The 20170-nt window shown below is 35.9% G+C and carries 22 protein-coding genes; 12 read left to right on the forward strand and 10 right to left on the reverse strand.

Going from position 1 to position 20170, the window contains the following annotated elements:
* Positions 1-91: 91 nt before the first annotated feature.
* Both ILA26_RS03545 and ILA26_RS03550 read left to right on the forward strand, forming a co-directional pair.
* On the forward strand, positions 92-661 hold the full coding sequence (locus ILA26_RS03545) for a restriction endonuclease subunit S (protein WP_292894124.1): 570 nt from the start codon (positions 92-94) through the stop codon (positions 659-661).
* On the forward strand, positions 651-2324 hold the full coding sequence (locus ILA26_RS03550) for an N-6 DNA methylase (protein ID WP_292894126.1): 1674 nt from the start codon (positions 651-653) through the stop codon (positions 2322-2324). Before ILA26_RS03545 ends, ILA26_RS03550 begins: the two co-directional genes overlap by 11 nt.
* On the opposite strand, the gene ILA26_RS03555 is transcribed toward ILA26_RS03550, so the two are convergent.
* From ILA26_RS03555 to ILA26_RS03590, 8 genes are all read right to left on the reverse strand, one after another.
* Positions 2307-3254, reverse strand: coding sequence for a DUF6569 family protein (locus ILA26_RS03555; protein ID WP_292894128.1), 948 nt, complete (start codon positions 3252-3254; stop codon positions 2307-2309). The genes ILA26_RS03550 and ILA26_RS03555 overlap by 18 nt on opposite strands.
* Positions 3255-3263: 9 nt before the next feature.
* Positions 3264-3635 (reverse strand): HIRAN domain-containing protein, encoded by a 372-nt coding sequence (locus tag ILA26_RS03560; RefSeq protein ID WP_292894130.1) that lies wholly within the window; start codon positions 3633-3635, stop codon positions 3264-3266.
* A gap of 99 nt (positions 3636-3734) precedes the next feature.
* Positions 3735-4346 carry an orotate phosphoribosyltransferase-like protein gene (locus tag ILA26_RS03565; RefSeq protein ID WP_292894132.1) on the reverse strand — a complete coding sequence of 204 codons (612 nt, stop codon included), beginning with the start codon at positions 4344-4346 and terminating at the stop codon, positions 3735-3737.
* Between the two features lie 9 nt (positions 4347-4355).
* On the reverse strand, positions 4356-5312 hold the full coding sequence (locus ILA26_RS03570; RefSeq protein WP_292894134.1) for a Gfo/Idh/MocA family oxidoreductase: 957 nt from the start codon (positions 5310-5312) through the stop codon (positions 4356-4358).
* 14 nt (positions 5313-5326) lie between these two features.
* The gene (hemC, locus tag ILA26_RS03575; RefSeq protein ID WP_292894136.1) at positions 5327-6196 is read right to left on the reverse strand and encodes a hydroxymethylbilane synthase; all 870 of its coding nucleotides are present in this window, start codon (positions 6194-6196) and stop codon (positions 5327-5329) included.
* Positions 6197-6306: 110 nt separating this feature from the next.
* Entirely contained in the window at positions 6307-7725 is a 1419-nt protein-coding gene (cfbE, locus tag ILA26_RS03580) for a coenzyme F430 synthase (RefSeq protein ID WP_292894138.1), read from the reverse strand.
* A complete protein-coding gene (locus ILA26_RS03585; RefSeq protein ID WP_292894140.1) occupies positions 7718-9577 on the reverse strand; it encodes a bifunctional NADP phosphatase/NAD kinase in 1860 nt (619 codons plus the stop codon). Before ILA26_RS03585 ends, cfbE begins: the two co-directional genes overlap by 8 nt.
* A gap of 5 nt (positions 9578-9582) precedes the next feature.
* The gene (locus ILA26_RS03590) at positions 9583-10041 is read right to left on the reverse strand and encodes an arginine decarboxylase, pyruvoyl-dependent (protein WP_292894142.1); all 459 of its coding nucleotides are present in this window, start codon (positions 10039-10041) and stop codon (positions 9583-9585) included.
* Positions 10042-10143: 102 nt separating this feature from the next.
* On the opposite strand from ILA26_RS03590, the gene ILA26_RS03595 reads away from it, so the two are divergent.
* The 5 genes from ILA26_RS03595 to ILA26_RS03615 all read left to right on the forward strand — a co-directional run bounded on the left by ILA26_RS03595 (position 10144) and on the right by ILA26_RS03615 (position 13995).
* On the forward strand, positions 10144-10494 hold the full coding sequence (locus tag ILA26_RS03595; protein ID WP_292894144.1) for a hypothetical protein: 351 nt from the start codon (positions 10144-10146) through the stop codon (positions 10492-10494).
* 143 nt (positions 10495-10637) lie between these two features.
* On the forward strand, positions 10638-11033 hold the full coding sequence (locus ILA26_RS03600) for a translation initiation factor IF-5A (protein WP_116592239.1): 396 nt from the start codon (positions 10638-10640) through the stop codon (positions 11031-11033).
* 38 nt (positions 11034-11071) lie between these two features.
* Entirely contained in the window at positions 11072-11938 is an 867-nt protein-coding gene (speB, locus tag ILA26_RS03605) for an agmatinase (RefSeq protein ID WP_292894146.1), read from the forward strand.
* Positions 11939-12198: 260 nt separating this feature from the next.
* On the forward strand, positions 12199-12333 hold the full coding sequence (locus ILA26_RS03610; RefSeq protein WP_292894148.1) for a hypothetical protein: 135 nt from the start codon (positions 12199-12201) through the stop codon (positions 12331-12333).
* 324 nt (positions 12334-12657) lie between these two features.
* Positions 12658-13995, forward strand: coding sequence for an NCS2 family permease (locus tag ILA26_RS03615; RefSeq protein WP_292894150.1), 1338 nt, complete (start codon positions 12658-12660; stop codon positions 13993-13995).
* 42 nt (positions 13996-14037) lie between these two features.
* Here ILA26_RS03615 and ILA26_RS03620 read toward each other — a convergent pair whose 3' ends face one another.
* On the reverse strand, positions 14038-14316 hold the full coding sequence (locus ILA26_RS03620) for a winged helix-turn-helix domain-containing protein (protein WP_292894152.1): 279 nt from the start codon (positions 14314-14316) through the stop codon (positions 14038-14040).
* 137 nt (positions 14317-14453) lie between these two features.
* Here ILA26_RS03620 and ILA26_RS03625 point away from each other — a divergent pair, with 137 nt between their 5' ends.
* From ILA26_RS03625 to ade, 4 genes are all read left to right on the forward strand, one after another.
* Positions 14454-14906: a hypothetical protein gene (locus tag ILA26_RS03625; protein ID WP_292894154.1), complete on the forward strand. Its 453-nt coding sequence runs from the start codon at positions 14454-14456 to the stop codon at positions 14904-14906.
* Between the two features lie 42 nt (positions 14907-14948).
* A complete protein-coding gene (locus ILA26_RS03630) occupies positions 14949-15419 on the forward strand; it encodes a hypothetical protein (protein ID WP_292894156.1) in 471 nt (156 codons plus the stop codon).
* Positions 15420-15553: 134 nt separating this feature from the next.
* Complete coding sequence (locus ILA26_RS03635) at positions 15554-16777, forward strand: TIGR00300 family protein (RefSeq protein WP_292894158.1); 1224 nt, start codon at positions 15554-15556, stop codon at positions 16775-16777.
* Positions 16778-18493, forward strand: coding sequence for an adenine deaminase (gene ade, locus ILA26_RS03640; protein WP_292894160.1), 1716 nt, complete (start codon positions 16778-16780; stop codon positions 18491-18493). It abuts the gene before it with no gap.
* On the opposite strand, the gene ILA26_RS03645 is transcribed toward ade, so the two are convergent.
* Positions 18490-19125 (reverse strand): DUF447 domain-containing protein, encoded by a 636-nt coding sequence (locus tag ILA26_RS03645; protein WP_292894162.1) that lies wholly within the window; start codon positions 19123-19125, stop codon positions 18490-18492. The two genes, ade and ILA26_RS03645, sit on opposite strands and share 4 nt — an antisense overlap.
* A 74-nt stretch (positions 19126-19199) precedes the next feature.
* Here ILA26_RS03645 and ILA26_RS03650 point away from each other — a divergent pair.
* Positions 19200-20170, forward strand: a 971-nt coding sequence (locus ILA26_RS03650) for an SIS domain-containing protein (RefSeq protein ID WP_292894164.1), incomplete at its 3' end; no start/stop codon positions are given.

Here is a 20170-nt window from a genome sequence, read left to right on the forward strand (position 1 = left end):
AAAAACTAATGCTCATTCCACCCCACCATTACATAACAATTGAACATTAGCTTTCACTGAAAGCTAATAACTCATTTTAAAAGGGATTAAAATGAAAAAAGTAAAACTAGAAGATATGGCAGAAATATTCTCAGGATTGTCCTATAGACGTTACTTGGATGAGACTGGAGATAACTTCCGGGTCATCGTTCAAAGGTCCATCAAAAAGGATGGGGAGCTATCTGACTTTGATGAATTGAGCCTTAAGAGCAACATTAAGGAAAGATACTTCACAAGAGAGAACGATGTTCTGATGAAAATGCCCCATCCATATGATGTAGTATGTGTTAAAGAAGAGGGACTGGTTGTAAGCGATAGGATTGCTATCATAAGGCTAAAAAAAGATTATGATCCTGATTTTATAGCACACTTGCTCACTAATGCCCATATAAGAAAGCAGCTTCATGATTTGGGAAGCAGCGAAAAGATTCCTCACACATCACTTAAGGAAATCAAGCAACTGGAACTGATTGTGCCTGACTATGACACCCAATTGAAATATGGGATGCTTTTGAACACCATCAATGACAAGATCCATGAGGACCTTCGCCAGGTCACATATGACCGCAATCTAAAAGAGGCAATATTGAACGAACTGTGGGGAGATGACGATGAGATATAAATCAAAAAACTATAAAATCCTGAAAAACCTCATATCCAAGTCAAGAAGATTCAACCTGCCTTCTGAAATCGACTATATCATAATATACACATTCTTATACAAATATTGCTCAGATAACCTAAAGGACCATTTTATGATGGTGCTTCAGGATAAGGAAATGACTCTTGATGAGGCGTACGGTGATGAATATCAGCATGAGATGCTTAAGGAGGATGCCATGCACCTCTTTGGATATCACATCAAAAGGCCTGAAGCGTTCATCGATGAGGTAATAAACAATAACTATTCTGACAGATTCTTCCTTTCAATGTTCTTTAGAGTATTTTCCGAAAACATTGAATTCGATGAAAACAGCAAGGACAAGCAATATTTTGAATCATTATTTAAAACATTAAAAGATGAATTGAGCGTTAAGGAATATGAATTCGATAACGAAATGGATTTGGCAATCAAGGAAGTCATCTATGCAATTTCAAAACTTGATTTGTTTGAAAATGCATTCGAGTTTAGAAAAGTGTTCGATTTGATTTCAGCCTCCAGACTAATGCATATAGATTCAAATCCACAATACATCTCACAAATCTTATCAACACTGATTGCCTGTGAAAAAACATCCATCAGGACAGCTTACGATCCATTCATGAAAGACGGATCCTCTCTGATGAGTCTTTCAGACTTGTGTGAAACAGGAGTGACATATTTCGGTAAGGAAGAGGATAAGCTAACCTATTATTATACGATAGCAAGGTTCTTTATCAATATCTTTTATCTGGACCATGTTGTGTTCAAAAATGAGGATGCAAAGCAGTCAATTGATATTGAAGGCGCATCATTTGATGTTATTCTCTCAGAAATTCCAGTATCCATCAAGAATTATTATTCCGCCAACAAGAATCAGAGTTTCGAAATGGCAAAAAGGAACAAGCGCAATGAACTTGAGGACATGCTGCTTGAGAAGTTCGGCATGAACAGCGACTCATTCTCAAAGGATTCGGCATTGAACAGTGCTCTGGAAAACCTCCTTGAAAAGATTGATGTCGAAAAGGACTCCAAGGATGACCTCGTTGGGGAGTATGAATCATTGAAGGATAATGAGTTTTTATTCCTAATCAATCTCATAGATGCCCTAAATGATGATGGAATAATGGCAATATCCATTTCACAGAACTTTTTGTACAAAAATTCCCTCCAGATACTTAGAAAATATCTAGTTTATGAAAAAAATTACATTGACACCATAATAAGCATTCCCGAAGAGTTGGGAAGGAGAAAGCCTGAAGTCGTGATTGTGTTTAAGAAAAACAGATCAAACGATGATGTCCTGTTCATAGACATGTCAAAAGAGTTCAAGACACAGAAAGGCGATAGGCTGTTCCCGGGACTGTTTAGAAGAAATCTGATTTTGGCAAATGAAACAATAAATAAGATGAAGGATGTTTTCACCAATAAGCTGACAATTGAAAAGTTTTCCAATGTTGTAAAAATCGATGAGGTAATTAAAAACAACTTCAACCTGTCCGTTTCAAGATATGTCGACACTTTTGAGGGGGATTTCATAAAGCTTGAAAACCTTGCCTCAGAAAAAAGGGAAATTGATGAAAACGTCAAAAAATTAAATTTAAAAATAGAAAAAATGATGGATGAGTTAGATATCAGATTCTAATATGGTATCCTCAATTAATTCATCATTTATTTTATCCTCTATTTTCTTGAAGTAGGACCAGTGTATGACTTTATTCTTAAAAAGATACATTGTTCCAATCCCTTCCTGATTTTCAAAGATGTATCCTTCCTCAAGCCCTTCGCTTTCTTTTTTTGTAAATGATGAATTGCAGGCATTGTTGATTACATATTCGGCGGCGTCAACATCTATTGGAAATGCCTTTTCGTTAATGTCTGCATCAATAATATAGCTTTTCAAAATCTTTGCATGGAATTCCTTGTATATCTCTGAGTTTAGGAATATTTCAAAACCCTTGATTTCACCGTCTATGATGATCACAACACCATTTTGCCCATCAACGATTTTGAATCCTTCGACAATCTGGTTATGGTTCACCTTAAGGTTTTCATAGCTCTCTTCCATTGCTGCGGTACTTGAAGAGAATGAATTTGCATGTTCCAGCTCGTCGATGGATGACCAGATTACATCCTGGAAATGATTGGAGTCCCTTGATGCACATTCCTTTGCCACTCTTGTCCTGTAGTTTGCAATATAGTTTGATTGCTTGAATTCGCTTTTATATCCCCATCTGTTTTTTTCGGTACAGCTGACTGGGACCTTCATCTCGCTTTTGGCGTCAATCAGTATGGTTGAGTTGACTATTCTGTTCTGATCTCCTCCAACAACCTCTTCACCATCGATTAAAATCAAGGGGGTCACTGATTTGTTTTTGACGATTAGGGTGTTCACCTGTGAGGTTTCACATTCCTTGACTTCAACAAGGCCCAATTCAAAACCTTTCTTGAGTGTTAGGATGTCAATATAATTCCTTTCGGTTTTCAGTGGGATTATTGCGATGTTATTGTTTACTTGGGGTTCCAGGAATTCTATTTGAGGATTTATGCTAATGTCATTTCCAATGCTTATCATTTTTATCATCTAGTATTTCAGTTCCAATTCTGATGGATTTTCGCTTAGGTAATGGACATCGCTTTCAGGATTTTCAATTTCTGCGATGTATTCATCGGAATCCAATACCTTTGCTATTGCAAGCTTGCCGTTTATAAATTTGATTTTAGCAAAGTATTCATCAGTTATCTTATCATATAATCTGCCTGAACTCATTGTTCCTTTAATAACGCTATGTGTACTGTTTGCAAGGTATCCTATTTTTCCGAAGTGTCTCATTTCACAGGATATCGCTTCAGCGTCATATTTGTTGTCAGGTTCTTTTACTAATTTGATAATCCCTTCTAATTTGAGGGGTTTTGCCCCATGCATGTCTTCAAATGCAATTACAGTTATGTACAAAATTATCACCTTGTGAATATATTGTGTGTTAAACTATATAAAAATATGTGATTAAATGTAGTTTAGGTTTAAAAATAAAAAGAGAAATTAGTAGTAGAATTATAATCTACTAACTTTAATTAGGGATTCTACAGGAATTCCTTCAATTTCGGAAAGTCCTGTTTTGTCGATTAATACGGTAACGCAAGTTGGTTCTCCACCAAGATCCTTTACGGTGTGGATGACTTCTTTTGCGGTTTTTCCACTGGTGATTACGTCATCGACAATAACCACTTTTTTGCCTTCAACGCTTCCGAAGTTGGTACTTATTGTACCTTCATCGTCAGTTGAATCAGCGTCTTTTCTGTGTTTGTTTGGGTGGAAAATAGCTAATGAAGTATCTAATCCAGTCATGTCTTCCATAAAGTCAGCCATTACGGTTGCAAATGGAATTCCACTAACTGCAATTCCAACAACGGTGTCGGCGTCTCCATGTGATAATGCCATGTCACTTAAAGCGCCTGAAACATAACTTAAACGAGTTGAGTTTCCTCCGATGCTTTTCCAGTTAATAGCAAAATCAACAGGGGCATCGATTTTTTCTTCAGTAGCTTTTTGAAGTGTTAACCATCTGGCTGTGTCCATACTGACGTTCAATTCGTCAGCGATTTCTCCAGTGGTGAATCCATGTTGTCTGAGTTCTTGAGCCTTTGCAATTAATTTTTGTTTCACATTATCACCTTATTCGAGTTCTTCAAAACTGATTGGTTTATGTTCATTGGATGATCTATTAGCAGCAATAACCATCTTGAGAGCCTTAAGTCCATCTTCACCGGTAATTTCTGGTTCTTCACCATTCATCACTGCGTTTAAGAATGATTTTAATTCACTTTTAAGAGGTTCTTCATGTTTAATTTGGATATCTTGAGCAAATTTACCATACACTTCAATACTTTGCTTGATGTAGTCAACAGATATGATTCCTGCAGTACCTGTGAGTTCCAATTCTCTACGTTTGTATGGGGTCAACCAGTTTACTTCAATTATTCCGGTAGACTCATTGTCAAAACTGACCATGATTTCTGCGTGGTCTTCAAATTCACTGTCATCAAAACTGCAGTTCATGGTTCCGTAAACTTGTGTGACTTCCTCTTCAAATAAATAGTTCATGATGTCTAAATCGTGAATAGCTAAATCGATTGATACACCTACGTCTTTAATTCTAGGTGGGAGTGGACCTACCCTTTTTGCGAATGCGGAAACGATGTCTCCAATAACTCCGTCCTCAATGAGTTCTTTAGCTTTTTGAACAGCAGGGTTGAATCTTTCAACATGTCCAGTAGCGAGTAAAACTCCAGCTTCTTTAGCAGCTGCAATCATTTCTTCTGCTTCATTTAATGTAAATGCAATTGGTTTTTCAACTAAAACATGTTTTCCATGTTTGATGGCTTCCATCACTACTGCATGGTGGAATGTGGTTGGTACACATACGCTTACAGCTTCAATTTCCGGGTTTGAAAGTAATTCACTGTATTCTGTGAAACCTTTAGCACCATATTTCTTTTCGATTCTTTTAAGTGCTCTTTCACTTACATCACTTACAGCAACTAAATTTGCTTCTTCCATTTTGTGGTAGACACGAACATGGTTCTCACCCATCGCACCTACTCCAATAACTCCTACGTTAACAGTTTTCAATCTAATTCCTCCGTTTAAACATAATCCTCGAAAAGTCTTCCAATGCGACCGCCAAGTTCAATCGCATTTTTAACAGATCCCTTTTCGGTTTGCTCTTTAAGGATTTCTCCTTCTTTAGTTAATAATATTGAATAAATATTAAATTCTTTATCTTTCATTTGTGCTATGGCTCCAATTGGCCATTGGCATCCAACTCCAAGTTCTTCAAGCACTTTTTTCTCAGCAAGTACCTCTTGCATTGAGATATAATCATTTAATTTGGATATTGAGTTTTTTACATCAGAGTCGCACCTTGTAATGATTGCCAATGCTCCCTGACCTGCAGGGGGAGTGATATAATCCACAGGGAATACATTTTTGATGTATTGTGTTAGGTTTAATCTTTTAAGACCTGCCTGTGCCATAATGGTAGCATCCAAATCAGTTTCCAGGGCTTTCTTGATTCTAGTTTCAATATTTCCTCTGATTGGTTTAAGTTCAAATTCCTTATTGTAATGATTACAAAAAGCCTCTCGTCTAAGACTGCTTGTTCCAAGTTTGGAACCTGGACCTAATTCGTCCCAGCCTTTTTTGGAGATTAAAACTTCATTTGGAGACTCACGTTTTGGAACTGCAACAATTTCCAAGTCCTCATCCAGTTCAGTAGGCAAGTCCTTAAAACTGTGCACTGTGAAATCAACTTCCTCATCTAAAAGGGCAATATCCAATTCCTTGGTGAACAGGCCTTTTGAGTCCATATTATACAATTGGGATGTTGTAATTTTATCTCCCTTTGTCTTAATAACTTCAACATCAATAGATTCGCCAGTAATTTTGGATAAAGCTGCACAAACTTGATTTGTTTGAGCTAGTGCCAATTGACTTCCGCGTGTTCCTACAATCATGTATTATCTCCAGGTTTTCAAAATTATATCGTAAGTCGACTTACAATATTTTGCTACATTTTTAATTTTTGCAATTAATATTTATTAAATGTTTCAATTTTTACAAAAATTCATCTTTGTGAAACTTTACGATAATCTGACCGGTATATGAAAAGAAGGTTTTTATTATTGTTTATGGCCATATCATAAATTTCAGAAGCATTTTCAATAAAATCATATTTTTTATCTAATCTTGATGAAATTGACAATCCCAAATCGCCGGTTAATATGATTTCCTTGTCAAGCGTATTTAAAAAGGCGGTTAATTTTTCTTCATCGATTTCTTCACAGGTTATTCCGTAATCTCCTCCTATGGAGACATAATAATCATCTAGATTACTGATCATGTTTATGGATTCTTTGATGGCTTCCGTATTCAATCCAGGATTAATTTCTTCTATAATTATTGAATTTTTCATTGTTTTTTTATTGGTTCTGCCTGGAATGCCCTTATAATTTTCAATATTTTCAATGATTTTTTCTTTTGGGATTTCTAGACTGATGCAGGTCAAGACCACTCCCAAGACGTTGTTAATGTGATGCGGTCCTGGCGCAAATGTTTTCAGTGAAATTTCTCCGCTGACTGTTTTGTCATTGATGGTTTTTACATTGTTGTACTCCATCTCCACATTGGTTTTGTCCAGATTGTAATCAACGCTTTTTGCGAAAAGATTTGCTGATGGGTCATTGGTTGAAAAGCTGTTGGTCTTGTCATGAATTACATCACTGTAATATTCATCAAGTGCCTCCTTTTGAATGCAAACGCACTTGCATCTGAAAATCTGCTTTTTAGCGGTTGCAGCATCGCTTCTTGACTTTGCAATCGGATAATTTTCAACGATATTTAAAAGAAGTCCCACATCTCCAATTCCGCTGACTCCAAGGGATGATTCGAAAATGGTGGATTCATATTTCCTCAGGTTTTCACTTTCGACAATTCCATCTGCAATTTCGCAAATAGGATTTGCAATTTTATAGGCAAGGTCAACGCTTTCCTTGATGTTGGCAGGGGTTATCGAAATGTTCTTTTTTAAAATGATTTCCCTTTTGTTTTCATATAATAATGCGCCTAAGCTGGATAGGATCAGCGGATTTTTATCAATCAATATCTCTTTTAGCATAAAGACTGAGGTTGTCTTTCCCTTGACTCCGGTCACTTCAATTTTTGGGATGTCCTCTCCCCAACCTTCCAGAATGTCCCTGATGCATTCGTGATGTGTCTTGAAAGTGTAATCTAAATCGGGATTGTATGATGCAATTTCGTCTGTGCTCAAAGGCAAATGGATGGGATAGATCACGGTCATATCTCCCTCAAAATCCTTCAAGTCGCTTAATCGGATTAATTTGATGTTGTATCTTTTAAGCATTTCAGCGTCATCATCCTTCAAGGTATTGTAGATGTCATATGCTAAGACACTTTTTCCTTGTTTGGCTAAACTGGTGGCTATTTTCACTCCGCCATGTGTTAAATCGATAACCAGATTATTCATTATTGCACCGTGGACTTGGATTTATTCCGCCTTCTTTCAACTTGTCCTTAACTTTTTCATAGAAATATTTTGTTGAGGTTCTTATGAAGTAGGCATCCTTGTCGTATTTTTTGAATTTGATTTCCTCTTCATATTCGGCTTCTTCGCTTATTTGGCCATCCATTACAAACACTGCAGTTTTACCCTTTTTCAGCTGTTTCACTGTTATTTCACTATTGTCAGATACAACAAACGGCCTTGCTCCAAGCTTGTATGGACATATAGGTATTATGATGAATCCTGCAACTTTAGGATCAACGATAGGTCCTCCAGCAGACATTGCATAGGCTGTTGACCCGCTTGGTGTTGAAATAATCAGTCCATCAGCTCGAACTTCCTCAATAGTCTCTCCATCCACCTGTATTTCAAAGTGCAGCATCTTTGCAGGCTTGTCTGTCATGACAACAACCTCATTCATTGCAGTGAACTGGTTGTTTTCGTGTGACACTACAAGACGGGTCCTTTTTTCCTTATAGTAATTTCCTTTAAGGATTTCATCCAATGCCTCAAAGGTATGTTTTGCTTCAATTTCTGTTAAAAATCCAACGGTTCCCATATTTATTCCAAATATAGGTATTTCAGGTTTCATCTTGCCTTGAGCCCTTAGGAGTGTTCCATCCCCTCCAAGAATCACTGCCATGTCGCAGTCAAAGTCGAATACTGGCTCAGCAAGTTGTTTGAAATCAATATTGAAATTTACATCGTCAAGCAGATGTGCAATTTCCGGATAATCTACTTTTGTATTTTCTATTATTTTGTTCAGTTCAGGATTTTCCTTTAATTCTGTCAATTTGTGAGCCAATCTGTTTTCAATGCAAACTTCTCGTCCGTTGGTTAAAAGGTAATCGATAATCTTTGCGGAGAATATTATGGGTCTTGTTTGGTCGATTCTTGATATGACTCCAACCTTTCCGATGAAATCTGTCTGGTTGTCATTTAGGATGTCAATCATCTGCTTGTGCAATATCTTGTTGTTTGCGGCAACCACGATTGTCTTTTCATAAATGCTTAATGGATTGTTGAGCTTTTGGCCGTATTTGTTGGTGATGATACATCCCGCTTCCTCAAGAATCAATTTTGATGCTGCAATGTCTATTATTCTGCTTCCCCTCAAATCAAGAAATGCATCATATCTTCCGCTTGCAACGTATGACAATTCTAAAACTACACTGCCTAAAACACGCATACGACGAGCGTTATCTACTAGTTTGGAAGCCTGTGATGTTCCACTTTTGGTAAATCCTCCAAGAGTCATGTCGCTGATGTTTATGATGTCGCTCGGTTTGACCTCTTTATTATTCAGCCAGCATCCTTTTCCCTTTTCAGCCTCAAAGAAATTGCCGTTTGCAAAACTGCTTATGAATCCAAGTTCAACATCATTCAATGTAGATAATCTTCCTTGACAAACGTTTGCAACTGCCACTGATATTCCGAATGCCGGAATCTCCTTGATAGCATTGTTTGTTCCATCAACCGGATCGATTAGAAATATGAATTTTGGAATCTCATCTTCCTCCAAATCCTGGCGTCTCAATTCATGAGTTAGGACAATGCTTCTTTTTGTTCCCTTACCAAGTTTCAATTCACCAATTTCCTCACTAACAATGTATGAAAGCACTGGCGCATTTTTCAGGATGTTTATAATCTTTTCTTCTGCAATTATGTCGATTAATGAGGTTGGGGTACCGTCTGCACCTATTTTCACCTTTTCGGCAGATTCTGGTTTTCCGACATACGGGCGAATTGCTCTGCTTACTTCTCGTATAATCTCATAAGATAAGTCTGTTGCTATTTGTTTGTCACGAGCATTCATGATTATCACTCAATTATTTCATCGTTTAGATAAACTACTGATGCAACAACGGATGCGATGTTTTCAACGGTTGTTGTGGATGATTCAATAATTATGTCTTTGATTTCAACATTTCGTTTGTTCATCATGTATTTGACCATCATTTGGGCTTCATCAACCAAATCTTCGTAGTTTTCATTAATTCCGGATGTTTCAACAACACAACCTAATTCCTCTCCAATGGCGGCAGCTATGACTGCGGTAATTTCATCACCTGGATTGTCTGAAGTGACTTCAGATAAGACACAGTTCACCATAGCTCCTGCTTTAAGTTTTGGCAATTGTTTAATTTCTGCATTTCCTGCAAGCATGCTGGATACCTTTATTAGGTTGACATCCCCTATTCCTGCATTGCTTAGGGCATTGTCAAATGCATTTAATTTTGTAGGTCCTTCATCTTTTCCGGATACAATCGCTATTTTCATTTTATCACTAATCTTAAATTTGGTTGTTATATTAAATTAAATTATTCATGAATGCATCATCTATTTAAATAATAAAATGTTAAATAAATTTAGGTGTACATAATGATTTTCAATAAACCAATTTCATTAATTCTATCTGCATGTATGTTCATGCTTTTAATGCTGATTGTATCTTCAATTATTGCGATGTTTGGTTCAATTCCATACATCGGACTGATATTTGTTGTAGTGTTCTATTTCGTGGCCCGTATGTTCTATTCCTACTTGAGGAATGATGATTTTTACAAGAACAATAAAAATCATTCCAGTGACATGAAGGGAGAAAGCTATTTGATAAAAGGCGAAAGAGACGGCAAAAAAATTTTCATTGTTGTTTGGATGCTGGTCATTTTGGTTTTGGCTGCCGTGTCATTATGGCTTTACTCATACAACACTGGTGCAACATTAGTTTAATTAATAACTTCTTTTTTTCTTTTTTTCCACTTTTTCCTCTAAACGAATACTTTATATAAAATGGAAAAGATAGTTTATATTAATCTATAATATTCCTTATTATATGATTAAAAACCGGTTTTTATTAAAATGGAGGAAAATTAATGTCAACAAAAGTTGTAGAAATTAAAACATTAAAAGTTGGAAAATATATCGTTTTAGGAGGAGAAGCTTGTAAAATTATCAGTTACACCACTTCATCTCCTGGTAAACACGGAGCTGCTAAAGCAAGAATCGAAGCAGTTGGTGTATTCGATAATCAAAAAAGAAGTTTAGTTAAACCTGTAGATAACAAAGTAGATATTCCTATTATCGACAAAAGATTAGGACAAGTTATCTCCATCCAAGGTGACAATGTACAAATCATGGACATGGAAAACTATGACACCATCGACTTACCAATGCCTGAAGACTTAAAAGATGAAATCACTGAAGGTAGAGAAGTTGAATACATTGTTGCAATGGGAAATATGAAAATAATGAGAACTAGAGGATCATAAGTTCTCTTTTTTTATTTTCCTTTTTTTTTAGATTAATTATGCTTTTAAATACTTATGAACCATGGAAATTTGCATTTTCTCATGAAAATGATGAAATAATTGAAAATTCATTTGGGATAATCGGAGTTCCATTTGACAGCACTACTTCTTATCATTCCGGTTCACGTTTAGGACCAATTGTTGTTCGAGAGGCATCATTTGGGTTTGAAAAATACAATACTGTTTTTAATAAAGAATTGAACACTATTTTTTATGACTTTGGCGATGTCAATGTTGTTCCTGGAAACTGTGAAAAAACATGTGGCATAATCGAAGACACAGTTAATGAATTGCTTGATATGAATCTTAGGCCAATAATAATTGGTGGTGAGCATTCCGCTTCAATCGGAGCTATTGAAGCATTATCAAAAAGACATGAAAAGTTAACGGTCATTCATTTGGATGCTCATAGGGATCTTGCATTCGAATTCATCGGTGAGAAATACTCTCACGCCGCAGTCATGAGGAGGGCTCATGAGGCTGGTGTGAATCTTGTTCAAATTGGAATAAGGTCATCATCCGCTGATGAGGAGGAATTCGTAAAGTCAACCTATAACATTCAGACATTCAAGAATAAGGATGTCCACAAGCATATGGATGCGATTGAGTATTATTTGACAAACATTGACGGTCCGATTTATATCTCAATTGATATGGATGTAATAGACCCAGCTATTGCTCCAAGCGTTGGAAATCCTACTCCTGGGGGCTTGTTCATATCCGAAATTGAAACAATCCTTGAGACATTATGTCATAAAAATGTCGTTGGTTTTGATGTTGTTGAAACCGCTAGCGATAGGTTGGGAGACCATACTGCAGTCGTTGCTGCCAAAATAATTTATGATTTCTTAACATTGATTGAATAATTGTTAAACTTCAATTTAAATAATGTGTTTTTTGATTGTTTTTGCTGAAATATTGTTTCATTTCAATCAATTAATTTTATTTTCGACGAACTATTCTTTTTTTACAAATAGTATTCCTGTCAATTCATATCCGTTCATTCTATTCTTTTTTCATTTGATTTAGGTTTAACTAAATTTTATGACTTTTTTTAGGTTAAACTAATTTTAAAATGCTTAGATTTATATATAACTTATTTTAAATAATTATTTGAGGTAAAATCATGACTGATGATAAGAAAGTATGGACTTTAAACCCTATTGAAAGAATTGCCTATAAAGGATTGACACAAGCATTTGTAGGTGCATATATGGTTAAAGACATTCTAGACCTCAATAATGATGATGATAAAGAATAACTAGATTCTTTACCATTTTGTATTTTATTGCCATTTTTTCCATATGGAAATAATCTTGTCTGGGCTTGGATTATTTTCCAATATGCCAATATCGGAAATTGTGTATTGATGTTTTACTTATTTTACATTTATTAATGAATTTCATGACTGTTTTGTAGTTTATTTATTAATTTTTGTATATTTTGTTTCTTTTTTCATTAATTCTCGGCTCGTTTTGTAAGGTAATATTCTTTTATTTTAAATGGAATTTAGACAAATTTAATAGTTATATTATACAAATATGGTACTATCTAACGAAATTTATTATTTCGTAAGAGGTGTTATATGTTGGACAATTTTTTTAAATTTAAGGAAAATGGAACTGATTTTAAAACTGAAATCCTTGCAGGTATCACAACATTCCTTGCTATGGCTTACATTTTAGGTGTAAACCCAGTCATATTGGGTGATGGTGGATTGCCTGTTACAGGAGTATTTTTCGCAACAGCAGTTGCTTCTGGTGTTGCTTGTATAATCATGGGGCTAGTTGCTAAATATCCAGTCGGATTAGCTCCAGGTATGGGACTGAACGCACTGTTTACATACACCATCATTTTGGGAATGGGAAACAGTATTGAAACTGCTCTTTCAGCTGTATTGCTCTCAAGTGTAATCTTTTTAATTATTACAATTTCAGGATTAAGGGAAGCTATCCTGAATGCTATTCCTCTTGATTTGAAATTAGGTATCGGTGCAGCTATCGGTTGTTTCTTGGCATTCTTAGGTCTTAAAGGTGCAGGAATTATTGTATCTGATCCTTCTACTTTCGTTACCATGGGAGCACTCACATACGCTCCAGCATTTCTCGCATTGCTTGGTATCATCATTACCTTGGTCTTATATGTGAAAAAAGTGCCTGCAGCAGTGTTCCTTGGATTGGTTATCACCGCTATCATAGGTGTAATATTCACTGCAGTTGGATTCGGAACTGGAGACATGTTAATGCCTACCGTTCCTGCACAATTCATTACCACTAGTTTCGACTTGTCATTATTCGCTGCATGTTTCAAAGGATTCGGATCATTATTCAATAACATTCCAAACTTGATCATGATGCTGTTCTCACTTGTATTCGTAACATTCTTCGATACAACAGGAACTTTAATGGCTTTAGGTAGACAATGTGGATTTATGGATGAAGACGGTCAGGCTGTCGGTATTGAAAATGCATTCTTGGCTGACGCTGTCGGGGGTATTGTCGGTGCAATATTCGGTACAAGTACAGTAACTGCATTCGTTGAAAGTGCAACCGGTATCGGTTTAGGTGGTAAAACTGGATTAACCGCTGTAATCACTGGTATCCTATTTATTTTATCAATATTCTTCGCTCCATTAGTATTAGGATTATTCACTTCTCCTGTTACTTGTGCAGCATTAGTTATTGTCGGTATCTTGATGATCGGACAATTAAAAGAAGTTGAATGGGATAACTTAATTGTTGCATCTTCAGTATTCATGACCATTGTTATGATGCTTTTAACCTACTCCATTTCATTAGGTATCGCTTGGGGATTCGTAGTTTACGCAGTTGCAAGCTTAGCTAGTGGAAAAGCAAAAGAGTTAGGTTGGGCTATCTGGTTGATGGTTATTGTATTTATAATCTACCTGTTCTTCGGACTTTAGACTCATAACAATGAGTCTATCTCTTTTTTTATTTTTTTTAAATTAGTCGTTATAATCTTTTTCTACCTTATTAAGATAATATTTGCCTTTTTCTGTGATGCTGTAAAATCTGTATCTCTTGTCATCTTCATTTAGACATTCAACCAGCTCTGCGTCCTTAAGTGTTTTTAGGTATTTGGAAACATGGTTGCTGTTATCGTTAATGTCTTTGCTGATTTTTGAGGGAATTTTATCTTCTTTTTCCAGTGATTTTAGCACTTTAATTCTTTTTTTGGAACGTGCTAGTAGAGATACAATACTCATATCGTCCTTTTTACTCATGATTAAGAATTTAGTTTTGGCTATTTAATAGATATGTATATGATATTAGCATGCTAATAGCAATGTTTATATTATGTGTTTAATAAACTTATTATTACAAAATTTTTGATTTTGTAAAAAAGTATGGAGGAAAAGATATGAATAAAAAAATATTCGCTTTTTTAATCGTCTTAATAGCAGTTTTTACCGTTGCTGGCGTGTCTGCACAAGATTTTGTATCTCATGATTTTGGTCAATTCAAAATGGATGTGCCTGATGCTCAAAATGGTGAAATTGCTGAACAGCAAGGTGGAATTAGTGTAAATCATACTATATATGCAATTCCAAATCCAGACGGATCACTTTTTGCTTATTTGGACTATTTGAATACTACTCATACAAATGGGAATAATAACACCACTGATTTTGCTTTAAATTTAATAAAAGAAAATAACACAGTTTCAGTTGAAGAGGGCATTCCTACTTGGATTTATGAGGGTACTACTGATCATGGATACTTGGTATCCTCAGAAGATGACACACAAGTATTAATTGTTCAGAGTTCTGATGTTAATATCAAAGAAGCGATAAATAGTGTTGAATTTAAATAAGTGAGCAATTGCTTACTTAATTTACTTTTTTAAGGTGGGATAATGAATAAAAAGATTATTTTCATCATTATGATGTCTGTTATAGTTATTGCATCTGTATCATGTGTCAGTGCTTGGTGGATATTTGGTGGAGGAAATGATGTTACTGTTAATGGGGTTAATTTCCATTTGCCTGATGGATTTGATGTTGATAATCCTGTAAAGGCGGACATTGATGAAACATATGCGAATATGGTTTATAAAAATACTGAGATTGGAGATACCGTTGATATTGCAGTGGATAATAAAGTAGTTGAGGATTCAATAATAAATAATAATTTAATTAAAAAAGGATATCAACAACAAAATATAGCTGGCAAAGATGGATTCTATAAAATGGACCTAAACAAGAATGTGGAATTCGTTTATATTGCAGATGGCAAAGTTGTTTCTATTGTTGTTCCATATGTTTATGACAAATATGGGGATAATTTTATGAAATATAATCAACTGCTTGAGGAAATAATAAGATAAGGGAAAGCAATTTTTAAATTAATTCTATTTATAAATCTATTTTTATATTTTTTTCTCTTTTTTAACCATAACAATACCATTAAATATCACCGAAAATATAGTTATAATATTAACTAAAAATGGAGCATATTGTTATGAATAAACGAACTATTGAGCTTTCAGGCCATATTATTGACTCATTGACCTTAACCAAAACAATGGGTATTATTATGGATAAAGGCGGAGAATTTGATATTTTAGAAATCGATGTTGGACGTAAAAAATCAGACATAAGTCACGCTAAAATCGAAGTTTCTGCTGATTCTCCCGAATTGTTAGAATCAATTTTGGATGAATTGTCAGTGCTTGGTGCAGCTATTGATGAAATTAAAGAGGTAAATCTTGTTGCATCAACCAAGGATAAGGTTGCTCCTGAAGGTTTTTATTCATCATCCAATCACGTCACCCATATTTTTTACGGTGGGAACTGGATACCTGTTGAAGAGATTGAAATGGACTGTTTGGTAGTTGTTGATGAGGAAGCTAAAAGGGCTTTTGTAAAGCCTATTGCTGATGTCAAAGCAGGCGATAAAATCGTTGTAGGGCTTGACGGTGTCAGGGTAACACCTCCTCAAAGGTCACGTGATGAGCAGCAAGTGTTTGAGTTCATGAACAGTGAGGTTTCATCTGAAAAGCCTTTAATGAATCTCATCAATGGTATTGCTGATGAGATGAAGGAAATCAAGGCTAAAGGTGGAAAAATAGGTATTGTCGGAGGACCAGCTATTGTCCACACCGGTTCAGGTAAATACTTGGCGCAACTTGTCAAGGAGGGTTACATTGATGTCATCATGGCAGGTAATGCATTGGCCACCCACGACATTGAATCAAACCTGTTCGGAACTTCATTGGGTATTGAGGTTGAAACAGGTAAGATTGTAGCTCACGGCCACACACACCACATGAGGGCAATCAACAGAATCAACAATTCAGGTTCCATTAAAAAGGCGGTTGAAGACGGTACTCTGACTGGAGGTATCATGTATGAGTGTGTCAAAAACGATGTTCCATTTGTTCTAGCAGGATCAATTCGTGACGACGGCCCTTTGCCTGATGTCATTACAGACACTGTGGAAGCGCAAAAATTGATGAGACACTACGCTCAAGAGGTTGACATGGTTATCATGATTGCCACTATGCTTCATTCAATTGCAACTGGTAACTTGCTCCCTTCAAGAGTTAAAAGTATTTGTGTAGATATCAACCCATCAACTGTAACCAAATTATCCGATAGGGGAAGCGCTCAAGTGGTAGGTATCGTTACAGATATCGGTACATTCTTACCGCTTCTCTACAATGCTTTAAATGAGGATGATTAGATGTCATTTACTGCTTTTATTCTTGATGTGGTGACAGACACCATTTATCCGGCAAGAATCACTATAGAAAATGGATTGTATAAGAAAGTCACTCCAATTACCATTAATGAAAATTCCACTTTGGATGTTAAGGGACTTATGATTCCTGGATTCATTGATTCACATATTCACATTGAAAGCAGTATGATTACACCGGCACAGTTTGCCAAAATTGCCGTTCGCCATGGTACCACTGCTGTTGTTTGCGACCCTCATGAAATAGGTAATGTATTGGGGATTGAAGGAATTGAGGCAATGATTGACAATGCAAACAAGGTTCCTTTCAATTTCTATTTCGCAGCACCTTCATGTGTGCCTGCCACACCATTTGAGACTTCAGGAGCAACATTGGGTCCGGATGATATTGAATATTTGCTTCAAAAGGATGAAATCGTGGCGTTGGGAGAGATGATGAATTATCCTGGCGTTATAAATGGTGATGAGGAAGTAATTAGGAAACTGGACCTAGCAAAAAAATACGGAAAGCCGATTGACGGTCATGCACCATTGGTTTCACGCGAAGATTTGGATAAATATCTTGCTCAAGGTATATCCACTGACCACGAATGCAGCAATATTCTCGAAGCTCTTGAGAAAAAGGTAAAAGGTATGAAAATTATGGTCCGTGACGGTTCATCTGCCATGGATATGGAAGGTCTTTTCAATATAGATGATGGTCGTCGAGCACTTGAATATGAGGGGGCATTGAATCTCCTGTTCAGGGATATTTTTGAAAATAAGATTTACTCCCCACTGTTTGATTTCATAGTCAGTGATGATAAACATCCAAATGATTTGATTAAAGGCCATCTGAATGCTTCCGTTAAAAAAGCAGTTAGTTTAGGAATAGACATTTTAAAAGCCATTCATATGGTGACAATCAATCCGGGATACCATTATAATTTAAACTGCGGAGCCATTGTCGAGGGTGCTCAGGCGGACTATGTAATAGTTGACAGCATTTACGACTGCAATATCCTTGCAACATATGTCGGTGGGGAATGTGTCTTCGACGGTGAAAATGTTTTATTTGATGTCCCTGAATTTGAATCTAAAAATACAATGAACGTGTCTAAAAAAACACCTGAGGATTTTGAGATATATTATGATGGCGATGAATGCGAAGTCAATGTAATCGAGTGCACTGACGGTGATTTGCTGACCAAAAAGACCACTGCAAAACTCCCTGTTAAGGATGGTGTGGTTCAAACTGATATTCGCCATGACGTCTTAAAGATCGCGGTAGTTGAACGTTATGGTGGAAATACTGTTGCAAATGGATTCATCAAAGGATTTGGAATGAAAAAGGGAGCCATTGCTTCATCAATTGCTCACGATTCACATAACATAATCGTTGTTGGATATAATTCGGACAGGATGGCGAAAGCAGTCAATAAGGTAATTGAAAATAAGGGTGGAATTGCCATTTACAGTGTTGACTTTGAAGATTCACTGCCTCTTCCTATTGCGGGGCTCATGTCAAATGAGGATGCATATGAAGTTGCTGAAAAGCTGGGCGATTTGCATGAGATGGTTAAGGCATTGGGTTGTCAGCTTGAAGCGCCATTCATGACAATGGCGTTCATGGCGTTATTGGTCATTCCATCAATCAAGATTTCAGATAAGGGACTGTTTGACGGCGACAGTTTTGAATTTATGGATGTTATAAGAAATTAGGGTTCGTACCCTTTTTTCATCAATTCTTTTTTTATTATTTGCATGGATTTTATATCTTCTTTAGTTCCGACTTTGAGGACAACTCTATTTGCTTCTTTAAATTTTTTTATGTATTCTTCTTTTTGATCATCGCCAACTATGTCAAAGCGGGTGTAATTGGCCAATGTTTCAATGACATATCCGAATCCTCTGTTCAATGCATGAACATCCTCTTTCACGGTCATATCAGTAACTTTTGCTTTTATGACAATAGCTTCATCCTTCTTTTTAATGGGGTCGCTTTGCTTGACTGCTTCAGTTAAGCGGATTACCTCGCATTTGAAAAATGCCTTCATGCATTTTATTGAACCGTCATCTTCAAAGTAATCTTGTGGTAGGTTTCCAAGGGTTGATATGGTGTAAAGCTCGGGATCATGGGTGATATTGACTATAAACTCTTTTTCACGAATGATATTGTCCAAGGTGTGACTTCCCTTAAAAATTCTGATGATTATCTTGTCATTGCCTGCATAAATCACGCCAATTGGTGCGGCATTTTTACTGCCATCTTCATTTTTGGTGGAAATGATTGTCTCGTATTGTCTACCTTTTTCCATTCCAATTAATGTTAAATCCTCATTCATTTTAATCATTATTTAAAAAACCTTTTTATATATTAATTAACAATATATAAATTATAATATTTAATTTTAAGGAGTTTAAGCTTATGAAGTACAAAATGTATGATGAAATGATGGAGCAACCGGATTCATTAAGAAAAACTTTTGAAAGTGAAAAAGCCACTATGGATGAAGTGTCAAAATTAGTCTCAGATGTTTCTAAAGTTTATTTGGTAGGTTGTGGAAGTTCTATTTCAACCTGTTACAGTGTTAGGGATGCAATTAGGATGTCCAGTACTAATATAGACATTGAAGTCTATGCAGGTTATGAATTCTACTACAACAAGAAATTGGTTGAAAATGAAAATTCAATCGCAATTTTCACCTCACAATCCGGTGAAACTGCAGATACTCTTGCAGCACTTAGAAAAGCTAACGAATTTAATATTCACACTGTTTCCATTTCAAATGAACCTGAAAGTTCAATGATTAAAGAAGCTAAAACTCCAATTGTTACAAGATGTGAAACAGAAACAGCTATTTTAGGAACCAAAACATACATCACTCAACTTGCAAGCTTATATCAGATATTATTTGCAGCTTCAGATTATGAAAGAAAGGACAACTTATTGAAGCAATTGTCTGAACTGCCTGACATTATTGAAGAGCTATTAAAAACCACTGAATTTGACAACAGGCTTCTTGCAGAGAACTTTAAAAAAGAGGACATTTTCTACTGCTTAGGAAGCGGCCCTAACTTCGGTCTTGCTTACAAGTTGGCAATGACCATGCTCATGGAAGGTGCAATCAAGCATGCTTGTCCTGAATATTCTGCTGAATTCAGACATGGTTTGATTGAAAGGGCAGAAAAGGATGTTCCGATTATTATTTTAAAATCAGGGTTTGAATCAGATGAAATTACTGATAAGGCAATTGACTTTTCTGAAAATCTGGAATTGAAATCAATCATTTATGAATTGAAAGACTATGCTGATGTGGATAATCTCTTATCTCCATTCGTATTGGTGGTTCCTCTTGAATGGTTTGTATATTATCTAGCACATTTCAATGGTGAAGA

The organism is Methanobrevibacter sp., from assembly GCF_017940815.1.
GTDB lineage: Archaea > Methanobacteriota > Methanobacteria > Methanobacteriales > Methanobacteriaceae > Methanocatella.